This window comes from Salicibibacter halophilus (genome assembly GCF_006740705.1).
Lineage (GTDB): Bacteria > Bacillota > Bacilli > Bacillales > Marinococcaceae > Salicibibacter > Salicibibacter halophilus.
In genome coordinates, this window is record NZ_CP035485.1 from 3,484,518 (window position 1) to 3,509,998 (window position 25,481).

The 25,481-nt window shown below is 45.8% G+C and carries 23 protein-coding genes and 1 pseudogene; 18 read left to right on the forward strand and 6 right to left on the reverse strand.

What is annotated here, in order from left to right:
• Positions 1 to 96: 96 nt before the first annotated feature.
• The 3 genes and pseudogenes from EPH95_RS17060 (at position 97) to EPH95_RS17070 (ending at position 2,298) form a co-directional block, all read left to right on the forward strand.
• Positions 97 to 276: a hypothetical protein gene (locus tag EPH95_RS17060; protein ID WP_142091667.1), complete on the forward strand. Its 180-nt coding sequence runs from the start codon at positions 97 to 99 to the stop codon at positions 274 to 276.
• Between the two features lie 30 nt (positions 277 to 306).
• Complete coding sequence (locus EPH95_RS17065; RefSeq protein ID WP_142091178.1) at positions 307 to 609, forward strand: DUF4212 domain-containing protein; 303 nt, start codon at positions 307 to 309, stop codon at positions 607 to 609.
• Positions 610 to 634: 25 nt separating this feature from the next.
• Positions 635 to 2,298: pseudogene (locus EPH95_RS17070) on the forward strand (sodium:solute symporter family protein).
• 556 nt (positions 2,299 to 2,854) lie between these two features.
• Here the strand turns inward: EPH95_RS17070 and ilvD are convergent.
• Positions 2,855 to 4,552 carry a dihydroxy-acid dehydratase gene (ilvD, locus tag EPH95_RS17075; RefSeq protein WP_142091179.1) on the reverse strand — a complete coding sequence of 566 codons (1,698 nt, stop codon included), beginning with the start codon at positions 4,550 to 4,552 and terminating at the stop codon, positions 2,855 to 2,857.
• Positions 4,553 to 4,763: 211 nt separating this feature from the next.
• On the opposite strand from ilvD, the gene EPH95_RS17080 reads away from it, so the two are divergent.
• The 4 genes from EPH95_RS17080 to prpB are packed head-to-tail and all read left to right on the forward strand — an operon-like array spanning position 4,764 to position 8,997.
• Complete coding sequence (locus tag EPH95_RS17080) at positions 4,764 to 5,441, forward strand: GntR family transcriptional regulator (RefSeq protein WP_227003964.1); 678 nt, start codon at positions 4,764 to 4,766, stop codon at positions 5,439 to 5,441.
• 32 nt (positions 5,442 to 5,473) lie between these two features.
• The gene (gene mmgD, locus EPH95_RS17085; RefSeq protein ID WP_142091180.1) at positions 5,474 to 6,586 is read left to right on the forward strand and encodes a citrate synthase; all 1,113 of its coding nucleotides are present in this window, start codon (positions 5,474 to 5,476) and stop codon (positions 6,584 to 6,586) included.
• 36 nt (positions 6,587 to 6,622) lie between these two features.
• Entirely contained in the window at positions 6,623 to 8,062 is a 1,440-nt protein-coding gene (locus tag EPH95_RS17090) for a bifunctional 2-methylcitrate dehydratase/aconitate hydratase (protein WP_142091181.1), read from the forward strand.
• An 11-nt stretch (positions 8,063 to 8,073) separates the two neighbouring features.
• On the forward strand, positions 8,074 to 8,997 hold the full coding sequence (gene prpB, locus EPH95_RS17095) for a methylisocitrate lyase (RefSeq protein WP_142091182.1): 924 nt from the start codon (positions 8,074 to 8,076) through the stop codon (positions 8,995 to 8,997).
• Between the two features lie 132 nt (positions 8,998 to 9,129).
• On the opposite strand, the gene EPH95_RS17100 is transcribed toward prpB, so the two are convergent.
• Positions 9,130 to 10,026, reverse strand: coding sequence for a DMT family transporter (locus tag EPH95_RS17100; protein WP_142091183.1), 897 nt, complete (start codon positions 10,024 to 10,026; stop codon positions 9,130 to 9,132).
• Between the two features lie 104 nt (positions 10,027 to 10,130).
• Between EPH95_RS17100 and EPH95_RS17105 the strand changes: the two genes are divergently transcribed.
• Positions 10,131 to 10,781 (forward strand): GntR family transcriptional regulator, encoded by a 651-nt coding sequence (locus EPH95_RS17105; protein WP_142091184.1) that lies wholly within the window; start codon positions 10,131 to 10,133, stop codon positions 10,779 to 10,781.
• Between the two features lie 240 nt (positions 10,782 to 11,021).
• On the opposite strand, the gene EPH95_RS17110 is transcribed toward EPH95_RS17105, so the two are convergent.
• Entirely contained in the window at positions 11,022 to 11,765 is a 744-nt protein-coding gene (locus EPH95_RS17110) for an SDR family NAD(P)-dependent oxidoreductase (protein WP_142091185.1), read from the reverse strand.
• 171 nt (positions 11,766 to 11,936) lie between these two features.
• Between EPH95_RS17110 and EPH95_RS17115 the strand changes: the two genes are divergently transcribed.
• The 6 genes from EPH95_RS17115 (at position 11,937) to EPH95_RS17140 (ending at position 18,421) form a co-directional block, all read left to right on the forward strand.
• Positions 11,937 to 13,682 (forward strand): IS1634 family transposase, encoded by a 1,746-nt coding sequence (locus EPH95_RS17115; protein ID WP_142091186.1) that lies wholly within the window; start codon positions 11,937 to 11,939, stop codon positions 13,680 to 13,682.
• A gap of 430 nt (positions 13,683 to 14,112) precedes the next feature.
• Entirely contained in the window at positions 14,113 to 15,030 is a 918-nt protein-coding gene (locus EPH95_RS17120) for an NAD-dependent epimerase/dehydratase family protein (protein WP_142091187.1), read from the forward strand.
• A 90-nt stretch (positions 15,031 to 15,120) separates the two neighbouring features.
• On the forward strand, positions 15,121 to 15,843 hold the full coding sequence (locus tag EPH95_RS17125; RefSeq protein ID WP_142091188.1) for a 3-ketoacyl-ACP reductase: 723 nt from the start codon (positions 15,121 to 15,123) through the stop codon (positions 15,841 to 15,843).
• Positions 15,844 to 16,100: 257 nt separating this feature from the next.
• Complete coding sequence (locus EPH95_RS17130) at positions 16,101 to 16,811, forward strand: sulfite exporter TauE/SafE family protein (protein WP_319592850.1); 711 nt, start codon at positions 16,101 to 16,103, stop codon at positions 16,809 to 16,811.
• A 64-nt stretch (positions 16,812 to 16,875) separates the two neighbouring features.
• Complete coding sequence (trhO, locus tag EPH95_RS17135) at positions 16,876 to 17,808, forward strand: oxygen-dependent tRNA uridine(34) hydroxylase TrhO (protein WP_142091190.1); 933 nt, start codon at positions 16,876 to 16,878, stop codon at positions 17,806 to 17,808.
• A gap of 16 nt (positions 17,809 to 17,824) precedes the next feature.
• Positions 17,825 to 18,421, forward strand: coding sequence for a nitroreductase family protein (locus tag EPH95_RS17140; protein ID WP_142091191.1), 597 nt, complete (start codon positions 17,825 to 17,827; stop codon positions 18,419 to 18,421).
• A gap of 210 nt (positions 18,422 to 18,631) precedes the next feature.
• On the opposite strand, the gene EPH95_RS17145 is transcribed toward EPH95_RS17140, so the two are convergent.
• A complete protein-coding gene (locus EPH95_RS17145; RefSeq protein WP_142091192.1) occupies positions 18,632 to 19,459 on the reverse strand; it encodes a PRC-barrel domain-containing protein in 828 nt (275 codons plus the stop codon).
• Positions 19,460 to 19,686: 227 nt separating this feature from the next.
• Here EPH95_RS17145 and EPH95_RS17150 point away from each other — a divergent pair, with 227 nt between their 5' ends.
• Together EPH95_RS17150 and EPH95_RS17155 are read left to right on the forward strand one after the other, a co-directional pair.
• A complete protein-coding gene (locus EPH95_RS17150) occupies positions 19,687 to 20,568 on the forward strand; it encodes a TetR/AcrR family transcriptional regulator (protein ID WP_142091193.1) in 882 nt (293 codons plus the stop codon).
• A gap of 35 nt (positions 20,569 to 20,603) precedes the next feature.
• Entirely contained in the window at positions 20,604 to 22,052 is a 1,449-nt protein-coding gene (locus EPH95_RS17155) for an MDR family MFS transporter (RefSeq protein WP_142091194.1), read from the forward strand.
• A 49-nt stretch (positions 22,053 to 22,101) separates the two neighbouring features.
• On the opposite strand, the gene EPH95_RS17160 is transcribed toward EPH95_RS17155, so the two are convergent.
• The gene (locus EPH95_RS17160) at positions 22,102 to 22,566 is read right to left on the reverse strand and encodes a flavin reductase family protein (RefSeq protein ID WP_142091195.1); all 465 of its coding nucleotides are present in this window, start codon (positions 22,564 to 22,566) and stop codon (positions 22,102 to 22,104) included.
• Between the two features lie 428 nt (positions 22,567 to 22,994).
• On the opposite strand from EPH95_RS17160, the gene EPH95_RS17165 reads away from it, so the two are divergent.
• Positions 22,995 to 23,741 carry an isocitrate lyase/phosphoenolpyruvate mutase family protein gene (locus EPH95_RS17165; RefSeq protein ID WP_142091196.1) on the forward strand — a complete coding sequence of 249 codons (747 nt, stop codon included), beginning with the start codon at positions 22,995 to 22,997 and terminating at the stop codon, positions 23,739 to 23,741.
• 46 nt (positions 23,742 to 23,787) lie between these two features.
• Complete coding sequence (locus EPH95_RS17170; protein ID WP_142091197.1) at positions 23,788 to 24,564, forward strand: carbon-nitrogen hydrolase family protein; 777 nt, start codon at positions 23,788 to 23,790, stop codon at positions 24,562 to 24,564.
• Between the two features lie 69 nt (positions 24,565 to 24,633).
• Here EPH95_RS17170 and EPH95_RS17175 read toward each other — a convergent pair whose 3' ends face one another.
• On the reverse strand, positions 24,634 to 25,299 hold the full coding sequence (locus tag EPH95_RS17175; protein ID WP_142091198.1) for a lytic transglycosylase domain-containing protein: 666 nt from the start codon (positions 25,297 to 25,299) through the stop codon (positions 24,634 to 24,636).
• Positions 25,300 to 25,481 lie beyond the last annotated feature (182 nt).

A 25,481-nucleotide genomic window follows, 5' to 3' on the forward strand; every position in this document is an offset into this window, starting at 1 on the left:
TTTTCTAATTTAAATATAAATGGGAAATATATAAATTAAGGAAGGAATCTGTTTATTACTATTGAATAATAAAGGGTGGAAGGAGTGAATTCCGTGATGGCATTGGTTATCTTTTGGGCAATCGTATTGGCAAGCATTGTTTTTATGGTGAAAAAAAAGCAGCCTTTATTTTTAGGTGTGCCAATATTGGCATTGGGGGTGTATATATTTATCGAAATTTTGCGTGTGCCGCTTCCGTTTACAGAAACGGTTCAATTTATTTTTGATCTTCAATAATTGCTATTCGAAAGAAGGTAGGTGGAATAAATGAAAATAGTTGATAAAAAAGATGCCGAAAAATATTTCAAATTGCGTACCATCATGATTTTTTCATTTCTTTTGTTAGCACTAGCCGTATCGTTCGGCGTTGCCGCGTTTGCGGAGTTTTTCTCCCAGTTCACCTTTATGGGAATGCCTTTGCATTACTATATGGGAGCACAGGGCGCGATCGTGATCTTCATTGTGCTTTTATTCTTGAACGCGGTTATCAGCGATCGTTTGGACAAGCGTTTTGGCATTGATGATGCAAAAAATGAACAAATCGATGAAGGAAAAAGCTTCGATCAATAATCAGCGTAGGTAGGAGGGAATGCTTTTGGACACACAAACACTCGTTTCCGTCGGAATGATTCTTGTAACATTTGTGATCTATGTGGGTATCGCCATTTATACACGATCCAAAGAAACATCTGAGTTTTATGTCGCGTCCCGCGGAATCCCGCCTTTCTGGAATGGAATGGCTATAGGGGCAGACTGGATGAGTGCCGCATCTTTCATTGGGATGGCCGGTACCGTCATGATTATGGGCTATGACGGCTTGCCCTATATTATGGGGTGGACGGGCGGATATTTATTCTTAACATTTTTACTCGCCCCGCAACTTAGAAAATACGGGCGTTTTACGGTGCCGGAGTTTATCGGTGACCGTTTTAACAGTGATGTTGCTCGCGTTATCGGGGCTCTTGCAACGTGTATCATCAGTTTTACTTATTTGGTCGGACAACTGTCCGGTTCCGGGGTTGTTATCGGACGCTTATTTGCGATCCCTACTTGGGCAGGCGTTTTGCTCGGTGTCGCTATTATCGCGGTTTACGCAACTCTCGGGGGATGAAGGGGATCACCTGGACGCAGATCGCACAATATATCATCTTAATTATCGCTTACGTGGTTCCTATTATCTTTATGTCTTTTCAAGTGACTGGCAATCCGCTTCCTTGGCTCACTTATGGCAACATCGTCGATGAGATAGGGGCGATTGACAGAGAACTTGGAATGACGGAATATTTTGCGCCATTTACGGAAAGTACGCAAAGTCAATTCTTGGCTCTCATGTTTACACTAATGATTGGAACATCTGCGCTTCCGCACGTCATCGTTCGTTTTTATACAGTATCAAACATGAAAGCAGCACGCTGGAGCGGGGCGTGGGCGCTTTTGTTCATCGGAATTTTGTATCTTTCGGCACCAGCATATGCCGCGTTTTCCCGTTTTATTTTAATGACGCAAGTGGCTGGTCAACCGATCGATCAGCTGCCTGATTGGGTTGATCGCTGGGTCGATACCGGTTTGCTTTCGGTTGCCGACCAGGATGGCGATGGCATCCTGGATTGGGAAGAAATTGCAGTTGCGGAAGATATGGTAGTCATGGCAACGCCGGAAATCGCCGATTTGGGCATGTTCGTGATCGGGTTGGTTGCCGCCGGAGCGATGGCAGCCGCCTTATCAACGGCAGGGGGGTTGCTCATTACGATTAGTTCCTCGATCGCCCATGATTTTTATTATCGAATCCTCCGTCCGGACGCCAGCGATAAAAAACGGTTGAACGCCGGACGCCTTGCCATCTTCATCGCAACGATCGCGGCCGGGCTTTTGGCTTTGGACCCGCCGGGGGTGATCACGCAAATTGTGGCATGGGCATTTGCGATCGCCGGCGGAACATTCTTCCCTATACTCTTTTTAGGGGTGTGGTGGAAGCGCATGACTGCGCAAGGTGCAGTTGCCGGTATGTTGGTCGGGCTGGCCAGTACGTTAGGTTATATTTTCATGGCACTCGGCGGTGCGACCTTCTTTGGCATTGAAGATACAGGTGCCGGAGTCTTCGGCGTTACGATTAACTTTTTAACCTGTATCATTGTCTCTCTTTTAACAAAAGCGCCATCCCAGGAAAAACAAGACGAAGTTGTTGACCTCCGCTACCCGGAACAGATGATGTACAAAGATGGGGAAGTTTGGATCAAAGAAGAGGATTATAAATCTTAAGCGAAAGGTTAACCTGATGTACGTAAGAGGCTCGTTTGAGTCTTTTACGTGCATTTTTTTCAACTGTGCATTCATCAGTGCTTACTTTGGCTCACGAAGGAAGCCGGTGTATGACGATTGAAAAACGGTTATTCCTGGTGCTATTACTTGCAAAAGCATTCGACCGGCAATGACGTTTCTTGTGTTGATCTGGTTTTTAAATGAGCGAGTCGGTCGCCGTGAAGGTGCCATATCCTCTTTATTGTACCTCGCGAGGGGTTCGGTGGATCATTTGGGGTACAATATCGCTTTAATCGTACCTCTCGAGGGGTTTGATGGATCATTTGGGGTACAATATCGTCTTTATTGTACCTCCCGGCATGGCTTGACCACCTTTTGAGGTACAATACCTTCTCTATCATGAAGGAGCGTTGATTTTGGTGATCGCGCCTCGTGCGATATGTTTTAGATGATCGCATTGATTATAGAATGTATGGAGCAGTCATTGTTTCTATTTCTATGCACATGTCAGAAAAATCCCCTTGGCACCGAGAGGAGAGCCAAGGGGTCCATATTGCTATTCGATCGGTTCGTCCGTGATCGCGCCTTTCGATGCGGATGAGACAAGGCGCGCATATTTGGCAAGGACGCCGGATGTAAAGCGAAGATTCGGTGCCTTCCAATCATTGGCACGGGCTTCCATCTCCGCGTCATCAATATCGACAGCAAGTAGCTGTTCATCGCTGTCGATCGTGACCGTGTCGCCTTCTTGCAGATAGGCGAGCGGTCCGCCGGCTTGCGCTTCAGGCGCGACGTGGCCAATGACGAATCCGTGGGATCCTCCCGAAAAACGGCCGTCGGTGAGCAACGCGACCTCTCCACCGAGCCCTTTTCCGACAAGCATCGCCGTAACCGAGAGCATCTCCGGCATGCCCGGGCCGCCTTTCGGTCCAACGTAACGGATGACGAGCACATCTCCTTTTTTGATTTCGTCATTCATGATCGCTTTTGTCGCGTTTTCTTCGCTATTAAACACACGGGCAGGACCGCTGAAATGGCTCACTTCCTGTCCGGACATTTTCGCGACTGCTCCTTCGGGTGCAAGGTTGCCCCTCAACACGACGAGCGGTCCGTTTTTCTTTTTCGGATTGGAAAACGGCTGGATCACTTCCTGTCCTTCGTGGAGATCTTCTGCTTCTTGCAAGTTCTCCCTTAAGGTTTTGCCGGTAACGGTTAACGCATCTCCGTGAAGCAAGCCTTCTTCAAGGAGCAGCTTCATGACCGCGGGTACACCGCCAACATTGTTCAAATCTTGCATAACGTATTTGCCGCTCGGCTTCAAATCGGCGATATGGGGAACGCGTTCGCGGACAGCTTCAAAGTCATCCAGCGTTAAGTCCACGCCTGCCGCGTGTGCCATCGCGGTAAGGTGCAAGAATGCATTGGTGGATCCGCCCAGTGCCATGACGACGGTAATCGCGTTTTCAAACGCTTCTTTTGTCATGATGTCCCGCGGGCAGATACCTTGTTCCAACAATTCGTGGACCATCGCGCCGGCACGTTCGCATTCCTCTTCTTTTGCACCTGCAATCGCGGGAGTAGAGGAAGATCCGGGGAGGCTCATGCCCATCGCTTCCACGGCGGCCGCCATCGTGTTTGCCGTGTACATACCGCCGCAAGCGCCCGCGCCCGGGCAGGCGTTGCATTCAACTTTATGCAACTGTTTGTCATCGATTTGACCGACTTGGTGTTGGCCGACCGCTTCAAAGGCAGAGACGATGTCGATGTCTTTGCCGTCCAGTTTACCGGGTTGAATCGTTCCGCCGTACACGTAGACCGATGGAACATTGAGACGGGCCATCGCGATCAAACAGCCCGGTGTATTTTTGTCGCAACTGCCGATGGAAACGAGGCCATCAAAGCGTTCCGCCTGCGTGACGGTTTCAATGGAGTCGGCAATCACTTCCCGGCTCGGGAGCGAATAAAACATGCCTTCGTGCCCCATCCCGATCCCGTCGGATACGGTGATCGTATTAAAAATCAAGGGAGCGCTATGGTTATTTTCAGCTCCGTTTTTAGCGCTGACTGCCAGCTTGTCCAAATGCATATTGCAAGGCGTGACTTCACTCCAGGCGCTCGCGATGCCGACCATCGGCTTTTTAAAATCGTCATCTTCAAAGCCGACAGCCCGCAACATTGCCCGGTTCGGTGCGCGATTCGGGCTTTCGCTAATAACTTTCGAGCGGATGCGCAAGTCTTTTTCTTCGTCTGCCATTCCCTTCATCCTTTCGTATTTTCATAAGTAGGAAAAAAAGCGATTACTAAAAGGATAGCATATTTTACTTTCATTCGCCTGCCATTAAGACAAGAATGCTGGAAAAAATATTGACAGAAAAATAAATTTGTATACAATTATAAATAGATAAAGCTAAACGAATGTTGGAAGTGTGGTGATGCGCTTCTTTTCATAAAAGGAGAATGTATTCGTGTACGAAAAGCGAATGTCGGCGGCTGACCTTGCCTATGAACAATTGAAAACAAACATTATCGAGTGGGTGTACGCGCCGTCTGCCCCTTTGCGGGAAGAGCATCTTTCCAAAGATTTGCAGATCAGCCGGACACCGCTTCGCCAGGCCCTTTACCGTTTGGAATTGGAAGGGTTTGTCGTCAAGCAGCCGAATGGCCGAATGTTGGTCGCGCCGATCACATTGCAGGAAGCAAGAGAGGTTTTTCAGGTAAGGGAAATGTTGGAAAGCCTGGTTGCTCGAGAAGCGGCGGAAAATATGACGGAAGAGCATATATATCGACTTGAGGACGTTGTTGAACTCATGCATCGAGCGGTAAAAACCAACCGAAGCGATGAGATTGTGAAACACGGCGAACATTTTCATCAGATTTTACACACTTTGAGCACCAATGAAACGAACAAACGCTTTCTGCAGCAATTGCAGAACAAAATTGACCGCTACCGCAGAATCGGGGGGTATAAAAACCCGGGTTATTCGTTGCAAACGCCATTGGATGAACATGAAAAAATTTTACAACTGTTAAAAGCAAAAAGAACCGGAATGGAGATTGAAGAAGCGATGCGCGCGCATATCAGGCGCAGCCTCGTTACCATTGAAGAAACGATCGAGCCGTATGTGAACGAAATGGGCAACTAAGCAGCATAATACGAAGGAGTGAGGTGCTTCAAATGGGAGAGCAGCAAGTGAAAGCCGGTCTTGACGGTGTCATTGCCACGGACACGGAAATTTCGTATTTAGATGTGGAGAACGAGGAGATTGTCCTTAAAGGTTACGACCTCATCGAACTTGCCGAAAAGAAAAACTATCTCGATCTCGTCCATCTGTTGTTTGAAGGTTCTTTGCCGGATCAACAAGGGCGGCTGTCAATGGAAAGTGCGTTGAAAAAAGAATATGCGCTTCCGGAAAATTTCTTCGATTTGTTTTCCATGTTGCCAAAAGAAACACATGCCATGGATGCGATGCGGACGGGCATTTCCGCTTTGGCGGGTTATGATTCGCAGATCGATGATCGTTCCACGGCGGCGAACCGGGACAAAGCGCTGAAAGTATTGGCGAAAATACCAAACATTGTTGCCAACAGTTACCACACGTTGCAAGGAGAAAATCCCATCCCTGCCAATCCGGATTTGCCGTACAGCACGAACTTTCTTTATATGATCACGGGTAAAGAACCGACGAATTTGGAAGCGGAAACATTTGACCAATCACTCATGGTGTACAGTGAACATGAAATGCCGAATTCAACGTTTACGGCACGTGTGATCGCTTCCACAAACGCCGATATTTACGGGGCAATGACCGGAGCGGTTTCTTCATTGAAAGGGAATCTACACGGCGGAGCGAACGAAGCGGTCATGCACATGCTTTTGGAAGCGGAAACCGTCGAGGGCATGTCGAAGCTGTTGTATGAAAAATTACGCAATAAAGAACGCGTCATGGGCTTTGGCCATCGTGTCTACATGAAGAAAATGGACCCTCGAGCGCTGCTCATGAAAAAGGCGCTGCATAAATTGGCTGTTGAGCGCGGGCGAGAAGATCTTTATGAGATGTGTGAACGAGGCGAAGATATCATCCGTGAAGAAAAAGGCTTGTACCCAAACCTCGATTATTATGCAGCACCGGTCTATTATTTATTAAACATCCCGATTCCGCTTTACACGCCGATTTTCTTCGCGGCCCGCGTGGTCGGACTCGGGGCACACGTGATTGAACAGCACGACAACAACCGCCTATATCGTCCGCGTGTCCATTACACAGGTCCGCGTGGATTGCACCCATAATACGGAATTCTAGAAAAAGAAAGCGAGGCTTTTCACATGAGTACAAAAACAAATGAAAAACCAACCACCGATGAGGTGCTGCTAGATATCGCGGACTATGCGGTGAATGGAGAAATCACAAGCGAAGAAGCGCTGAAGACAGCGAGATATGTATTGCTCGATACGATCGGGTGCGGCTTATTGGCTCTTCGGTATCCGGAATGCACGAAACACTTAGGTCCCATCGTGCCGGGAACGACAGTACCGAATGGCGTACGGGTCCCGGGAACCCAATTTGAGCTTGACCCCGTACAAGGGGCGTTTAATATCGGCACGGTGATTCGCTGGCTCGATTATAATGACACGTGGCTGGCAGCTGAATGGGGGCATCCGTCTGACAACCTCGGCGGTATTTTGGCGACGGCTGACTATGTGAGCCGCCAACGGTTAGCGAATGGAGAGAAGCCGCTTACAATGGAAGACGTATTGGCCGCCACGGTGAAAGCCCATGAAATCCAAGGGGTGCTCGCCCTCGAAAACAGCTTGAACCGCCAAGGGTTGGATCATGTCCTGTTTGTAAAAGTTGCATCCACAGCAGTCGTAACAGCCATGTTGGGCGGAAACAAAGAACAGGTCGCCGATGCAGTGTCCCAAGCGTGGGTGGACAACTCTAGTCTCCGCACCTATCGCCACGCCCCAAATGCCGGGTCACGGAAATCGTGGGCAGCCGGAGACGCAACGAGCCGTGCAGTTCGCCTCGCCCTCATGACCATGAAAGGCGAAATGGGCTACGCGAGCGCACTCACAGCACCGAATTGGGGATTCCAGGACGTGCTGTTCGGGGGAGAAACGATCAATCTAGCTCGTCCGCTCGGTTCCTACGTGATGGAAAACGTACTGTTCAAAGTTTCTTATCCGGCGGAATTTCACGCGCAAACGGCAGCGGAAGCGGCGATTCAATTGCATGACGAAGTCGCGTGGCGATTGGATGAAATCGCGGAAGTCAAGATCACGACCCATGAATCTGCTATCCGCATCATCGATAAAACCGGACCGCTTCATAACCCTGCGGACCGCGACCATTCCTTGCAATATATTACGGCTATAGGCTTGATTTACGGCGAATTGACGGCTGATCATTATGAAGATGAGGTAGCGAAGAACCCGGAGATTGACGAACTGCGCCTGAAAATGTATACCGAGGAAAACAAGCGATATACCGCTGACTATCTCGATCCGGATAAGCGCTCGATTGCCAATGCCGTACAGGTAGTGTTTAAAGACGGATCCAAAACGGAAAATATAGCTGTGGAGTACCCACTCGGACACCGTCGGCGCCGGGAAGAAAGCATTCCAATGCTTGAAGAAAAATATCACGAAAACCTAAAAACGAGATTTCCGGCCGGGCAAGCGGATGACTTGTTGGATTTATGTATCAATGCCGAGCGGCTGAGAAACACGACAGTCAATGATTTTATGGCGAGTTACATCATCTAGGAGGAACGAGAATGAGTTGGATTGTAACGGAAAACTCCAGTCAAAAAGAACGCTATCAAGCGTTTTTGGATTTGATTAACGATCGAGAACAAATTTTGCAAATGCCGGGTGCTCATGACGGGATGTCGGCACTCGTGGCAAAAGAAACAGGCTTTCAAGCCTTGTATTTATCGGGAGGGGCTTATACGGCAAGCCGCGGGCTGCCGGATGTTGGACTCATCTACTCCAACGAAATTGCCGACCGGGCCCAAGACTTAATCCGCGCTTCGGACCTGCCGGTGTTCGTCGACATTGATACAGGGTTTGGCGGAGTGCTGAATGTTGCGCGAACGGCAAGAGAAATGGTTGAGGCGGGCGTGGCCGCCGTGCAAATCGAAGATCAATCGCTGCCGAAAAAGTGCGGGCATTTAAACGGAAAACAGCTCGTGAGCACAGAAGAGATGGCCGCCAAGGTGCAAACGATCAAGAAAGTAGCACCGACGCTTGCTGTCGTCGCGCGTACGGACGCAAAGGCCGTGGAAGGGGCAGAGGCCGCTGTTGAACGTGCCCGCGCATATGTCGATGCCGGCGCGGATGCCATCTTTCCGGAAGCGTTAACGAACGAGGAAGATTTTCGTTATTTTGCCGACCGCATTGACGCCCCGTTGCTCGCGAATATGACCGAGTTTGGAAAAACGCCGTATTTCACGGCTGAAGAATTTTCTTCTTTTGGCTTTCAAATGGTCATCTATCCGGTAACCTCCATGCGGGTCGCGGCGAAGGCATACGCCGAAGCTTTTCAGGAAATCTTGGAAAAAGGCACGCAAAAAGACCATCTGGACCACATGCAAACACGAGCAGAACTTTACGAGACGATTGGTTACTATGACTACGAGAACCTCGATGAGCAAGTCGCGAAAACAATTCTTCCCGAGGAAGGAAAAGAGCGGCGATAAAAATGCAAAATTCACCCCTTTGGAGATGGTTATCCAAAGGGGTTTACTTATAGCAGGAAAAAATGTCCGCATCATGCAGCGCCGGAAATTCACTCCGCCTCCCCCGTCGGGAGCGCATATTCACGTCATCTGTCATCCCTGTACTTGATCAGAGGTGGCAACTTTTTCTGAGCCGCTTTTTTGTCTCAGGAATAAATAGATCCCGACTAATATAAGCGCCCCCCCAATTAATTCTACTCCGGTTACCATTTCATTCAAGAATAACATGGCTAAAATAGATGCCCCGACCGGTTCTCCGAGTGTGGTCATTGAAACAGTCGTTGTATTGATATAGTTTAATAACATATTATAAATGATATGCGCTGCCGAAGGGAACACGGCAAGGAGTAAAAATACACCCCAATCGTTAGCTGTGTAACCTGTTAGGGGTATGTTAGCCATTAAATTATAAACGAACATCGTTAAACCGGCGATGAGAAAGACGAGGAAGCTGTAAACCCAATGATTGAGGAATTTTACATTTCTCTGTCCGATGAGTAAATAGAAAACAACAGAAAAGACAGCAAGGAATGATAATATATTTCCCAATAGCACATCTTGCCCTAAATTTAAATTGCCTCCCCCTACAATCAACACGCCAATAAATGCAATGCCTATCGTAAGAAGCGTTTTTAAATGGATATTCTCTTTGAAGAAAAATAAACCGCCAATGAGTGCTATTGCAGGTTGCAATGCTAAAATTAACGTAGAACTGGCCACAGTCGTATGATTGAGCGATTCAAACCATAAACCAAAATGACCGCCCAAAAAAATGCCTGCAAATATTAATGCGAACCATTCCGGTTTTTTTATCCGAGGGATCGTTTTTATATGTTTTAAAACAAAAGGCAATAGCAAAACACAACCGAGGAACATGCGATACATGACCATTATCGTTGAGGGCGCATCCGATAATCGAACGAAAATGGCAGATAACGATATACAGATGATTGTTACAATGAGAAGTATATTGATCGTGCTTTGTTTCATAAAAACCTCCCGTTTAAAAATTGATCTTTTTTAGCACAATTGATATATTACATATCAAATGCACTTTTGTAAATAAGTCTGCTCATATTAGAAGGAGGCCGCTGATGTCCTTACAAGGTCAAAAAATTAATCGTGTATCCATGCGTAACAATGCGTATGAAAGGATAAAGAATGCCATTATTTCAGGGGAATTAAAACCTGAAGAGAGGTTGAGAGACAAAGAACTCTCTGAACAATTGGGGATTAGTCGGACCCCTGTCAGAGAGGCAATGTTGAGGCTGGAAGATGAGGAATTCATTATAAGTAAACCGAATAGCTATACAATGGTTGCTCCTATAGATGTCATTGAAGTCAAAGAAATTTATAGCATTGTTATTGCATTAGAAACACTCGCATTAGAAGAAGCCATAAAAAATCCTCAGTTGCAAGATGTCGAAGACTTGATAAGTATAAATCAAGATTATAAAGCAGCAATAGAACAAGGAGATCCAAAACGTTGCTTGGAAAATGATAGGAATTTTCACGCTCAGATTGTGAAAATGTCAGGAAATAACGAATTGGAAAAATTGCTAACCAGTGTCAAGGAAAAAATATTAAGAGTAGAATCTTATTACTTTCATAATTCAGTGCCTAAAGACGAATCTTTGCAACAACACAACGTCATTATCGAATGTATTAAAAATAATGAACTGGCACAGGCAACGAACATGCTAAAAGAGAATTGGATGAACAGTTTAACGAGTATATTAAAATAGTATAAGAGGATAAGTAAGGTGATTAACACTAAAATATATGCTATGGAAAAACACTACGCTTTCCGTGTTTTCCGTAGCTAGCTAGCGTCCCATCATTATTCACTGATAGCATCTATAGATTTTGGTTAATAGCCCAAAAAAATAAAAATGAATAAATATACATCAGCCAAAGCAGGCAAGTATCAGGGATTGCACTGCTTTGGCTGTTTTTTTCTGAAATATTTTTGGGTGTTGCGCCATTTAAATATCCGTTCCTAGCGTAAGTCCTCCGTCTACCACGATTTCAGTACCATTACAATAAGCACTTTCTTCAGAGGCAAGAAAGGCAGTCACTTGTGCTATATCCTTTGACTGTCCTGTTCTTCTTAGTGGTATAGAGTCAACTTCATTTACATCTATGTCGCTATTAGTTACCATTTCTGTTTGAATAATGCCTGGATGAACGCTATTAACTCTAATTCCTTTTGGTCCTAATTCGATTGCAGCGGATTTAGAGAGGTTAGATACTGCTGCTTTTGTAGCAGCATAAGCCGCTGCGTGATTGATGGGCGCAAAAGAAGAGATAGACACATTATTAATAATGGACCCTTTTTGCTGTTTTTCCATGTATGGTGTTACTGCCTTTATTCCCATGAAAACACCAAGCTGGTTTACATTAATTAGCTGTTGATAATCCTCCAAGGTAGTATCCAGTAGAGGCTTTTTAATAAAATCCCCTGCATTATTAACAAGTACATCCACCTTATTATACGTTTGCATAATAGAATGAACTGCAACTTCCCAATCATCTTTCCTAGTTATGTCTAATTGAACGGGCAGACTTTTATCCTTTCCGATTTCTGATGAGATAGCTTCCGCTTCTTCAATATTTCTTGCACCTACTGTAACTTTTGCTCCCAGCGAGGCTAAATGTTTTGATATGATTTTACCTTGTCCTCGATTTGCTCCGGTTACTAATATCACTTGATTTTGTAAATTTGGCATAAGTTCTCCTTCACTCCTTCATTTTAAGCTATGGATTAACTTACCGTTTAAAACCTGTGTAGTCAATAATCCCACATTTCGCGCCCGTTTGAGTATGTTTCTTAATTTTTGGCAGGAATTTGCCTTACCTGTATCAAAGGTTCAGGAAAGACAACCCATGAGGTGATTCCTTTGAGCCTATCACCAGAAGATCTTCCCGACATTCAACCCGTTCGTATCGGATCAACGCCAGTGATCCGCCAGCTGATGGATAAAATGGGATTAATTGAGGCCATCGACAAGCTATCTCCTGTCAAAGAGAAAGACTGTAACGTCTCCGTAGGGACAAGAGTAGCTGCTATGATCATCAATCAGTTATCCCATCGTAAAGCCCTTTATCGCGTCCAAGAATTTTATCAAGAGCAAGATGTCGAGTTACTCTTTGGTCCCGGAACGAAAGCGAATGATTTCAATGACGATGCGCTCGGCCGTGCGTTAGACGCCCTTCATGAGGCGGGCATTGAGAAGGTCTGTAAGACAGCCATTCAGGCCGTTCAAGCTCCGATCGACCTCACGTGGAAAGGGCTCCATTTTGATACCACATCCTTTGTGTACACGGGCCAACCCAAGAATCACCCGGACGAGGAGGACATCTTGAAAATTGTACGCGGCTATTCCAAAGACCACCGGCCTTATCTGCCCCAATTCAAGTTTGGGTTGGGAACGACGCCGGAAGGCATCCCTGTTTATGGCGATATTTTAGACGGTAACCAGGATGATAAAACGTGGAACAAGCATGTCTTGCATGCGCTCACCGATTGGTATGATCCGGAACAACTGGAACAGGCGATTTTTATTTCGGATAGTGCCCTGGTCACCCAAGATAATCTGGAGGCCACCACGGGCCAAAAGGATCAGGCCGATTTTCAGTTTTTGTCCCGATTGCCGGAGAATTTCAATCTCGCCAAAACCTTGAAGGCAGAGGCCTTAGAGCAGGATTTGGATCAGTGGGAGGAGATCGGTGCCCTCGTGGACCGTAAAGGCGCTGCTTCTTACCGCATCTATCCCACCAAAGCTGACCTTAACGGGAAAACCTACCGGTTTCTGGTGATCCAATCCGACCATATGGATGCCCGAAAAGAAAAAACCATCCAAAGCAACTTGGAAAAGGAACAGAGACGTTGGCACAAGGAACAAGCCGAGCTGGAAAGGCAGGACTTCTCCTGCGAGGCCGACGCGGAAGAGGCGCTGGGCGCATTTCTCAAGAAACACCAAAAAGGCTACCATACATTTGAAGGCACGACGGTCTGTGTAGAGCTGCCAGGCAAACGCCAAAAGCGGGGCCGTCCCAAAAAAGGGGAGGCGCCACCGCCGCCGATCACGGTTTATCGTGTCCGATTAACGCTTCATCCCCCTTCGGACGAACAGCTCGAGGCGATTCGAAAGCAAGCCTCTATCTTTATTCTCGTGACCAGTGTCGCCAAAGATGATCAAGCAGACGTGGAGCTGTTAAAGGCCTATAAAGGGCAACAGACGGTGGAAAATCGCTTTCGTTTCCTCAAAAATCCCTTTTTTGTCGGCAGGGTCTATCTGGCAAAACCTAAACGCGTGGAAGCTTTTGCATGTGTGATGATGATCAGTGTCATGGTGTACAGCCTCTTTGAATACCTGATTCGCAAAAACATGGAAGGGGCCTCCGAACCCCTGTACCAACTTGGCGGAGGAGGACGCAGAAGCTTTCGCCCCACGGGTGAATCTGTTTTGGAACTTTTGGACACCGTCGACATCCTTCATATGGAGATTGACGGACATCTTCGGCGGTTCTTCCCGAAGCATTATGAGCCGCAATTACCCCGTATTCTCGTTTTGTTGGAAATGGATGCCTCCATTTTCACAGAACCAAGGAGCTCGATGGCTGTCGAGAGCCGTCACCAGTAACCTTGAGACGGTCATTCGTTTGCCTTGCTAATGTCGAAGGAACGGGAATAAGCGCGCATTTTGTTGCATTGGCTGATGAATCAGCTACAATCAGACAAGCATAACGCGTTGGACATCAGGAATGATTAGTGTGCATGGTCGCTAGCGCGAAATCTGGGAATAATAGCTACATATACCCGAATTATTCACAGAAATCCTTAGAGAAGCGACTAGCCCTTGTACGCCAAGGCGTTCAGCTAGTGTGAAAACAATGTGGCTACGGTATCCGTAGCCACCATCTACTAAGATAATGGTTATTTGCTCAAATGGGATTATGCCCCCTTGACTAACAATATAGCATGGAATAAATTGTATGATTCATTTATCGTTGAATAGGGAACTATTTGGAAGGTTACAAAGTCCATCTTTGATTTGAAAGGGGCAGTTATTTATGAGTAAAAATAAAGTGTTCCTCACTGGCGCCGCTGGTTATGTTGGAGGTTCCATTGCAGCGAAATTCCTTGAATCAGGCTATCAGGTTACTGGTCTTGTGCGCTCCCAGGATAAAGTAAAAGACTTGGAAGAACAAGGAATTATTCCTTTTATGGGAACGCTTGAGGATTATCAACCGTTGAAAGACGCTGTACAGGATGCTGATATCATTATAAATGCTGCCGATGCTGATAATGTGTACCCTGTCACTGCCATTCTGGAAGCAATAGAAGGAAGTGGAAAAACGTTTATTCACAACAGCGGTTCTGATGTGGTCGGAGATAAAGCAGCTGGTGAATATAGGGAACAGATCTTTTATGAAGATGCTTTTATGCCTCCCCATGAAAAAAAAGCGGGAGTGTTCGTAGATCAGCTTGTCATGGGCGCAGCTAATAGAGGTATTCACTCCATTGTGATATGTCCAGGACTTATTTACGGAGAAGGACGAGGAATTAAAAAAGACAGTATTCAAATACCGGAAATGATTCAACTGGCACTCAAAAAAGGCTTGGCTCATCATATTGGAAAAGGTGAAAATGTCTGGTCAACCGTTCACATCGATGCCCTCGCAGAGTTATATATGTTGGCAGTGGAACATGCGCCTGCAGGATCTTTTTACTTTGCTGGAAATAAAGAAGTTTCTTTTAAAGAAATTGCAGAAACCATTAACACTACGTTTAATTTGGGCTCAGAGACAAAAAGTATGACGGTTGATGAAGGTATTCAAGAGTGGGGAGCAACAGGAGCGCATCTTGTCTTTGGGTCTAACAGCCGTATCCGCTCCCTTAAAGCTCAAAAAATTCTTGGTTGGAAACCAAAGGGTCCTTCAGTATTACAAGACATTCAATCTGGTTATTATAAAGATCACTTCAGCTAAAAGTTGATATTCGAAAAAAGTCACGGACCATCCATACGTGGGTGTGTGGATGAGCGAACGATGACAGAACGATTTGAAAGGATGCCATAAATGGGACAAAAGATTGAAGGGAAAATTGCTTATATTACAGGAGCAGGTAGTGGGATTGGACGAGCTACCGCACTACAGTTGGCAAAAGAAGGTGTTCACATTGGATTAATTGCTAGAACAGAGTCTAAACTTGATGATGTGGCTAAGCAAGCGCAAAGCTATGGCGTGAAAGCAAGCGTTGTACCCTCAGATATTGCAAACATGGATGAAGTAGACCAGGCAGTAGCAGTATTAAAAGAAGAGCTGGGACCAGCAGACATTTTAATCAATAATGCTGCGAAGGAAACGAGAGGCTCTTTCCTGGACATTAACCCAACAGATTGGAAGCGTACGTTTGAGGTCAATGTCTTTGGTATGTATCACGTGACACGCGCAGTTCTACCACAAATGATAGAAAAAAACACAGGGGATATCATTAATATTTCATCAAGTAATGGGTTGAAAGGAGTTGCAGGAGCAACCGATTACAGTGGTTCAAAATTTGCTATACAAGGAATGACGGAAGCACTGATGCAGGAAGTCCGTCGCAATAATATCCGTGTATTTACATTAAATCCAAGTTTAGTTGCAACAGATCTCGCCTTTGACGGGAAATGGGACGAGAATGATACAGAAAAATATATCCAACCAGAAGATATGGCCGAATTTATGGTAGCACAATTAAAGCTTCACCCTCGTATGTTCATAAAACAGTCGTTACAATGGGCGACAAATCCTTTTTAACGAATCAAATGTAAAGGAAAGGAACTAAATAGTGGGGCCAGAGGGTTAAAATATGCACCAACTATATAAGATACTAGACTTTGAAGAAAAAAGAGCATTAGATTTGTGAAAGTCCTAATATAGCAACAAAAAAGCGATCTTCTGTAAAGAGTGCAAGAATTTAACAACTCCTTGTGCTCTTTCTTTTTGATTGGGGAAGATGAATACCACAAGGTGAATCTGCAAGCATTGCCAGGCGAGAGTAGGGTCCCGACAATATTATTTTGATCGCTTCTATCCTGCAAACGAGCACAGGGTTTGGTTTTTCCATTTTGGCGACGCCATTTCTTCTACTCATATTTGCCCCGATCGAAGCCATTCAAATCAATCTCATTTTATCGATAATGATCTCTTTGGCTTTGTTAAAACAAATAAAAAAAGATATGGACATTAAAATTTTAAAACGATTTGTGATTGGAAGTTTGCTCGGTTTGCCTATAGGAATTATGACGATTATGGTTTTAGATATCCACGCGTTGAAGTTGGGAATCGGCCTCATGATTCTGCTATTAACGACGATGTTAATCCTGAAGTTCCGTTTTGGCCAAACGCAGGGGAGAGACTTATTTGTTGGTGGATTATCGGGGTCTTTGGCGAGCAGCATTGGAATGCCGGGTCCCCCTATTATGCTTTATTTTTCAGGTACGGATATTAAAAAGGAAAAGTTAAGAGGGATAACGCTAGCCTTTTATTTATTTATCTACACGATGAGCTTATTCACTCAAATCATTGTTGTGGGGACAAATCAGGTTATCTGGTTTTCAAGCGTTATTGCTGTGCCACTCGTTTTGTTAGGGTTGTATTTGGGGCAACTTTTATTTAGATGGATTCATCCGCGCCTTTTTCAAGTCGTTATCTATACCCTTTTACTTTTTACAGCCATTTATTTGTTGATCGATGCGATGCCCCGTTATCTTCACTTTCCGTGAAAAACAAACGAAAATCTGTTACGATAGTCTTCGGAAATGAATCATGTTTCGGAGGGAACCTTTTATGGAGGACCAAAAGAATTATCGCGTTTTGCTTTATTATAAATATGTTGATATGCCTGATTACGAAGAATACGCCGAAGAACATCTGCAATATTGTAAGGACATGGGCTTGCGCGGACGGGTCATCGTCGCCCCTGAAGGCCTGAACGGAACGGTCTCCGGTACGATCGAGCAAATGGATGCCTATATGGAATATGTAAAATCCGACAAGAGATTTAGCGATATGGACTTTAAGACTGATGAAGCGGATGGACATGCATTCAAAAAAATGTTTGTCCGCGCGAAGCAAGAAATTGTCACGTGGCGTCTTGAAGAGGACGTGAACCCGAATGACATTGGCGGGGAGTATTTAACACCGAAGGAGTTCCATGACGCGCTTCAAGAAGAAGAGACAGTCGTCATTGACGGCCGCAATGATTACGAATACGACATCGGCCACTTCCGCAACGCCATCAAGCCTGAAGTGAGCACGTCCCGGGAATTTCCGGAGTGGATCGAGGAAAACATTGATCAGTTCAAAGGAAAAAAAGTGCTCACCTACTGCACCGGAGGCATTCGCTGTGAGAAATTGACGGGCATTCTCAAGCAAAAAGGCGTAGACGACGTCTATCAACTGCATGGAGGAATCGTCAATTACAGCCAAGACGAAGACGTGCAAGGCCACCTGTTTGATGGGAAATGCTATGTGTTTGATGAACGTATATCCGTAAAAGCCAATCATACCGATGAAGATGTCGTCGTTGCCAACTGTCATCACTGCGGCAAAACGGAGGATCGCTATATCAATTGTTCCAATCCAGAATGCAATCTTCAATATGTTTGCTGCACCGACTGTGAAGAAAAACACCAAGCCGCTTGCTGTGAAGAATGCCGTGTTCATCCGCGCAATCGCTGGCCGGAAATCAGAACAACGTACGCTGCATCGGCCGAATAAATGAGGAGAGGGATCGATGGAAACGTTAGAAGCAATTCGGACAAGAAGGAGTAACGGAAAAGTTCATCCCGATAAACCGGTGGACCAGGCACTGATCGAAACCATTTTGGAAGCGGGAACGTGGGCTCCCAACCATCATCATACAGAACCATGGAAATTTTTTGTGCAACAAGGGGAAGGGCGGCGTCCGCTTGGAAAAACGTTACGCAAAATAGCGATGGAAAAAATAGACAGCGAAGAAGAAGCTTTGGACGAAAAAGAAGCACAAAAGTTGTCGAAAAAAGAGGCCAAACCGTTTCGTGCCCCTGTTGTCATCACCATCGTCGTCGAGCCGGAAACAAAGGACAAAGTCATCGACATCGAAGAATATGCGGCAGCCCATGCCGCCGCGCAAAACATGCTACTCGCCGCCCATTCCCTTGGTCTTGGTGCCATCTGGCGAAGCGGAGCGCCGACTTATCACTCGGAGATGCGCCGCCTGTACAATGTGTCCGAACGTGGAGGCGTCGTAGGCTTTATTTATCTTGGCTGGCCGGCTTCGGCCAAAAAGAAGGAACAGCAACGTAAAGGCATTGAAGAAAAAACAACATGGATGAATGAAGATATGAGTTAAAAAACCGTTGCGTGAGTGCAACGGTTTTTTTAGTAGGTAAGAAAATATAAATCAACTTTCTTACCTACATAAGTGCAACTAAGGTTTTCGCCATAAAAGCTTGGCGAAAAGCCAAGTTTTCTAATCCGGAGGATTTCTGAGCCTAGTCCCATGCCGAAAACTTGGACTTGCCTAGTAGATTCGACATTGGGGCTGCCATCCCAACCGAAACTATGCCTGTTTCTGAGTGGTGCCGTAATGCCGGCGGACTTCAGCAACGTAATCATCCGTTAATGGTGTGGATTCATCATAGTCGGGGGCGCTTTCCACGATCTGGCGATCGGTAAATCGAGTGAAGGCGTGCGCTTCCACCGGAATGAATTCCGAGAACCATTCAACGGGAACGAGATATTTATCTTTGGAAAGGAGTCCCGCCGTATCCACTTCCATAAAAAGCACTTGCCAAGTGCTCGTATCAAAAATGACATCGGAAATGGATCCGATTTTATCCTCGGCTGCATAGACGGAATATCCCCGCAAATCTTTCGTGCTTTGCAGGTAAGAGTCTTCTTCATTTACTTTCTTCTGTTGTTCACGTTTGACAGCTTTTCTTACCATATCCGAACTGACGCCGGCTTCCGTGTTGTCTCCCAAAGTAGCACCGGGTGTGAATGGGGACACAGGACCGCCTCCCTGCAACATCGGCCCAGGTCCCGGACCATAATTCGGCGCAGCCCAGTAATAGCCTAATCCGTAGTGATCGAGGATTGATGCTTCATACGCTCGTGAAACGGGCTCGTGTTCATTCGGTTTAGGGCTATCCTTAATTTGCTCTTTAGTGGCTTCGATATCTACTTCCTGTGCTTGTATATCCAAGCGATTAACGAGTTCCGGGCTCAGCAAGACTTTCCCGCCGATGAACCAAGTGCGTGTATCGGCTACGAGAAAACGAACTTTCCATTCTCCTGCCGAATCAAAATAAACATCCGTTACCGACCCGAACGTTTCGTCCGACCCGGATAAGGAAAAAGATTGAAAGTCACGAGTGCGGATCAGCATGATGTATTCCTCCTTTGAATACCGTTTACTATACTGATTTCCGTTTTCGTGTTTTTTGAAACAATAAATGTGCGGCCGAGGGAATTGTATCGGACTGTTTTATCTGTAGCGATAGCAATCCGGTGATCCAAGCAGTTACATTGACTTTCCACCTATGAAACTATAAAATAAAAACTAATTGGTTTTTTATTAAACTAAGCAGTCATAAACCTGAAGAAGGGGTAATCGTGAAAGAACAGATAATGGAAAACGCGTTGCAAAGTTTTGCTATCGATGGTTATTATGCTACGTCCATGCAGCAAATCGCCGAAAATTGCGGCATATCCAAAGCTTCATTGTACAAATATTTTACTTCGAAAGAAGCGCTTTTGCTCGAAACGTTGGAGTATAACCTCGACGAGTGGTTGAAGCGAACAACGAACATCAATCTTGATCAATCGTTATCGCCGAAAGAAGAGTTACGGCAAAAGATTGTAATTGAGCTGGAAGCGATGAAAAATAATCGCTCTCTTGTACATTCTCTCATGCGTGCGGTTCCGCTCACGAAAAACGCGGAAATGATGCGTATGTTAAAACGTACGAGGGTAGCGTTAATGAATTGGCATCGCGATAGCCTCTTGCATGCATACGGCGAAACTTTGCGCCCGTTCCTTTGGGATCGGGTTGCTCTATTTCAGGGAACGCTACGGGAATACGTTGTACTTATGGGAGATGACCATAAAGCGTTGCCTGCCCATGACGTGGCAGATTTAATCATCTCGCATTTGGATACATTAATGACGTCATCTCCCGGGATATCACCGGTGCTTACATCGGATGTGATGCATGATTATGAAATGTATCAACAGGATATGAAACCGGCGGGCGTTCAAGAAGAGATTGATGAAGTCTGCTATCTTCTTCGGGAAAAAGTAAAAAATCATGCCAATATCGAGCAACAGCCTGAGGTGGACCGAGCTCTTGAAACGTTGTACCGGGAAACGGAGGCTGATGCCCCGCGTACTTTTTTGTTGGATGCTCTATGCCTTTATTTGGAGCAATGGGCACCGATTGAAAACGAACGCAAAAAACTTTACGAATTACTGGAGTCGCGAGATCGCGAAACTTAAGTGAATATCAACGAACGATAAAAGAAGGTATATAGATGACGACAAGTTCACATTCGTCTCAAACGAAAAATGTAAAAACAATCGCGGCCATACTGTTGACAGGCGCTTTTATGGCTATCTTAAACCAAACGCTGCTTGCCACTGCCTTGCCGCATATTATGAGAGACTTCGGGATATCCGCTGATTTAGGCCAATGGGTGAATTCCGTTTTTATGCTCGTGAACGGGGTTATGATCCCCATCACTGCTTTTCTTATTGAAAAGTTTACGACTCGTCGCCTATTTTTTACCGCGATGGGTTTATTTGCGTTAGGGACGTTGATATGCGCCCTTGCGCCCACATATGCTTTCCTTATACTCGGACGGATTGTCCAAGCTGCCGGTGCCGGCATTATGCTGCCTCTCATGCAAACGGTCCTTCTCTTGGTGTTTCCCATTGAACGCAGAGGTTTTGCCATGGGGATGGTCGGGCTTGTCATTTCGTTTGCGCCGGCGGTTGGACCGACACTGTCCGGATACCTCCTCGAGTACTTCCACTGGTCGATTTTATTTTGGATTATATTCCCTTTAGCCGTCCTAAATATCATAGTTGCGTATTGGGTGTTAAAAAATGTTTCGTTCACACGTGATCCGAAATTGGATATTTTGTCGGTGGTTTTATCGACGCTTGGCTTTGGCGGTCTGCTCTACGGATTTAGTTTTGCAGGAACTTATGGGTGGACAGATGTGCAGGTGATCCTTCCCATGATCATTGGCCTTATCACGTTGGGTCTTTTTGTGTGGCGACAATTGACTCTTCCGCAACCGATTCTCGAGGTACGCGTGTTCAAGTACGGGGTGTTCACGGTCGCCACAGTCATCGGCATGATAATTTTTATGTCCATGATTGGCTCGCAGACGATTCTGCCGATTTATATGCAGGATATGCATGATTTTACGGCGCTTGAAACAGGGCTGATGTTATTGCCGGGGGCAGTGGCGATGGGCTTGATGTCGCCGATTACCGGCAGGATTTTTGATAAGTTCGGGGCACGGAAATTATCGATCTTTGGTCTGTTCATTGTCTCCGTGACAACTTTTATGTTTACACAACTCACCAGTGAGACCTCTTTTGGTTATTTGGCAATTGTCAACACGTTTCGGATGTTCGGCATGGCCTTTGTCATGATGCCGGTGACGACGGCGGCGATCAATTCGCTGCCTAATGTTTTGATTCCGCATGGAACAGCGATGAACAACACGATGCGCCAGGTAGCCGGAGCGATCGGAACAGCCGCCCTCGTTACGGTTATGTCAGCGATGGCTTTGGGACCGGAGCAAGCGCCTAACATGGATGAAGCAATGGTCTACGGGGTGAATATGGCTTTTTGGTTGGCTACGATTCTTACCGTTATCGGCTTTATCCTTTCATTCTTTGTTCCAAAAGGAAAAGGGATGCCTCCCGATACGATTAACGATCAAAAGACAATGGACCATACAAAATAAATAAGAATAGGCCGCCATGCAAGAACATGGCGGCCTTAAAACGGTCCGTTTACCGCAAATTATGGTACTTGCTACAGTAGTACACAAGTGGTTCTTCATTTTCTTCATCTTTCATTTCAATATCTTTGACTTCGCCGATAAAGATCGTATGGTCACCGGCTTTTACTTCTTGAACGACGTCACAGGCGAGGTGGACAAGGGCATCAGGCACAACAGGCAAATGATGGAAAGTAGTGAAAGCAAACTGTTCTTTTCCCGGTAATTGCTTTGCGAACGTTTTGGATAATTCCGCTTGAGATGTATCCAAAATACTCACTGCATATTTTTTGGCGTTCAAAATTTTTTCGTACATATCCGTTTTATGATCGACAGATACGGCTACCAGTTTCGGGTTCATGGAGACGGACATAAACGCATTGGCCGTCATTCCATGTGGCTTGCCATCATCCGTTGAGAGAATGGTAACACCTGTGGAAAACTTGCCCATTGCCTGCCTGAATTGTAAATCATCCATGAATGTCGTCACTCCTCTGTTCTGGCTGCAATTGTAAAAAAAGGCAGGTTTAGGTCATGTTGCTATGGAGAAGCCTTGCAATAAAGTATGAAATGTACAGCTTAATAGTGTATTGTAAAATCAGATCATACATTAACCATCATAACAGCCGGATTTGTAGATTGCTAGTAAAGGGTTTCGACCCCCCCTGGCCAATCAAGGATCGTGCCTCGGTATACAGGTTAAACTTGGTGAACCTGACTTTTTTTCTTGCGAAAACATGTTCAGTCGATTATACTAAATATAAGAAAAGAACATATGTGCGTAATAAATGTGCCTCAAAAAGGAACATTTATGTTGGAAAAAAATTGTTGTACGATGAGGCAGGGCGACTTGAAGCGTATTTATTGCTTATTTCCACTGCCTGATAGAAATGGACATACGAACGAATGAAGGAAGTGATCGATCATATGCATTGGGAAGAAATGGAACAAAAAAGAACACAATCAAATGAAGATTTTCTAACCGGCAAAATACCTTTAATCCCGTCTGCACATGATCCGTTAAGTGCCCAGGCAATAGAAGAAAAAGGATATCAAATGGCTTTTCTTTCATCCGACGATGTATCAAAATTGTATGGCTACGCCTCTTCCTATACATTAAGCACGACGGAAGTGATTGCCACTGTGCGAAACATTACACAAGTAAGCGCTTTGGCACTGCTCGTGCAATTGCCCCTTGACGCCCGCTCTGGCCAGCAGATCATTAAACAAGTGTATGAATTACGTCAGCTAGGCGTACGGACAGTTCAAATCGATGATGAAAAAATCCCTTCAACCCAGGAATTAATCCAAATCATCGTTCAGGTCCACCATTACTTTCCGGAAGTGAAAATTGTCATGGCGATTCGGGCAAACGCTTCGATCACCGGCATCGAAGAAGCGGTAACCAAAGCAAACAAATTGTTGCATGCAGGCGCAGATTTTATCTTGTTTCAAGGGTTGTACACGGAAGGGGAATATTTATACACGTATCAATATACGAATGGACCCTTGCTTGCACTGTTAAACACAAACAATAACCAAGACTTATCCTACGCAGGGCTGAAAAACATGGGTTATTACGCGACGATTTTACAGGAAGAACATATCCATCAGGTGAAAAAGATCTATGCCGAGTCCTATAAGGACGCATGAATAGTGCTTTGAACGGTACAGAGTAAGTTGAGCAGGAGGAAATTTCATGCGAAGTTTAACGGTTGCCGCTGTCCAGATGAATTGCATTCCGGGCAATAAATCGCAAAACATCGCAATTGCTGAAGGATTGATTAAACATGCGGCCGATGCGGGCGCAGAATTGATCGTGCTTCCGGAGTTATTCACGACCGGTTATCACGTGGAAAACGAAGATTTATCTTTAGCGGAAACTGTTCCCGGGGAAACAACAAACCGGTTAGCGGAAATCTCTGTTCGGCACAACGTTGCCCTGGTCGGCGGGATGATTGAAGCGGGATCGCTAAGCGGTTTGTTATATAATGCAGCAATTGTGATTGAGAACGGTAAAGTGAAGAACAATTATCAAAAACGTTATCTGTGGCAAGAAGAACAGTTACGTTTTGGAAAAGGAAAGCCAACCGAAAATCCGTTTCCCGTAAAACATGCACCTTGCGGGATCCAAATTTGTTATGAAATAGGATTCCCTGAGTTGACCAGAGGTTGGGCACACCAAGGCGCGGAGTTATTGCTGGCGCCTTCCGCGTTCAGTGAAAAGCGAGTCCGCGTATGGGATATAGCGACAAGATCAAGGGCGCTTGAAAATGGCATGTTTGTCGTCGCGGCCAATCGAACGGGTGCCGATGCGCATTCTTTTGCAGGGCGGTCACGGATCGTATCCCCGCAAGGGGAATTGCTGAAAGAGGCCAGCCCGGATCAAAATGAAACGATTGTCGCGACCATCGATTTCAATGAGGTGGCGAAACAAAGGCATTCCTTGCCGTATTTAAGGGATTTGGAACAGTAAAGGGAAGCTTCCTGTGCGTCGCCTCCCCCCGGTTAAAAAAACAAGCAGGGTCTAGCGCGACCCTGCTGTTCATTCATTTTTATCTACGATCTCGTAACCTTCGTTCATATAGATGTCGTAATAAGCCATTACTTCTTCTACATATTCTCCCGAGCGGTTATACATATACAAGGCATTTTCCATATCGCTGTCGTTTGCGCCGTTGGCGGCCAAAAAATTGGCGGTGGAAAAAATGGCATCTCTTTCATCCCATGGGTCAGCGGTGCCGCTTCCTGTCGCATCCACTCCATATCCGCCGTTACTCTCAATTTGGTCAGGATTTTTTAACTCTACATTGGGAATATCTCCGGCTCCCACATCATCGCAAGTAGGATGATTCCATCCGTGCCACGTACAAGGCATGAATTGCATGTGCCCTTCCGCCCCAACCGGGGAAACCATTGGATCCATGGTTGAAAATTTCGTCTCGACACGGTGAACGGCCGGGAGCACCTGCCACGGAATGTCGTATTCCTCAGCGGCAGCTTGATATATTGAAACATATTGTTCGGGGATTTCATCGTTGCTGTAACCGGTTATGCCCCCGTTCAAAAACCGATCGATTTGTTGCTCGCTGAATGTTTGGGCAATCATAAAAATGCCGATCGCCAGGAAACAGAGGGCGAGAATCGATCCGATACCAACAAAACGTCGTTTACGGGTTGTGCTGCTTTTTTTCTTTTTCGATGTTCCCATCCGGAATGCTCCCCTGGTTAAAATTAGCGCTTATTCACTCTCAACATCTTCATTAGTATCCTCTGCCGGTTCAATCGTAATATCCATTTGTCCACGGCAGGTGCTTCAAGGAGGCTCGCCTCTGTGTAGTTTAACATGAGCACTGATTTTGCAAATAGGCATCCGTGATGGTTCATAAATTG